This window comes from Arcobacter sp., from assembly GCF_050300555.1.
Classification (GTDB): Bacteria; Campylobacterota; Campylobacteria; order Campylobacterales; family Arcobacteraceae; genus Arcobacter.
Genome location: NZ_JBNKXY010000486.1, coordinates 1 through 503 on the forward strand (window position 1 = coordinate 1; position 503 = coordinate 503).

The 503-nt window shown below is 37.8% G+C and carries 1 protein-coding gene; it reads right to left on the minus strand.

Features of this window, described 5'->3' with window-relative positions; all coding sequences use genetic code 11:
- Positions 1-264: 264 nt before the first annotated feature.
- Positions 265-503 (minus strand): hypothetical protein (locus ACQY5W_RS13715; protein ID WP_428025523.1); only part of this gene is annotated, 239 nt, incomplete at its 5' end.

Below are 503 nucleotides of genomic sequence, written 5' to 3' on the forward strand. Positions count from 1 at the left end.
ACTCTTTAGAAGTATGTGTACATGACAGTATTAAAAGGGGAACAGAGATTAAGATAAAAAAGTATTTCATTTAAAAATTATGAACTATGTTCCTTTAACGTACCCAAATGCAAGCCAACGATCCGGCTAGCATGCGTAGGGATTAAATCGTTGCGTAGGCCAGTGGGTGAGCCGACGTTTTAATCCCACGTAGCAGCCGACCGGGACTAAGTCTGATATTTGCGATAAAACCCTATGAATGCTCGCCATTGTTGGGTTGCGTTTTTATTTTTTCAATTCTTTAAATCCGATTTTTTCAGCTTTTTCTTTGACCCAACCTGGGAATTTTTCAAAAACCCCACTTCCAATACTTGCATCATAAAAATAGAACTTGTAATCCAAAGTCGCAGGAGGAAATTCCTTAGAAGCTATCGCTAAATTTGGAATCTGTTTTATTTCATAAATCTGTGTATAATCGAAGTATTCAGCTACGTCTTGCACATCGCTGTATTTAATCCCTACCA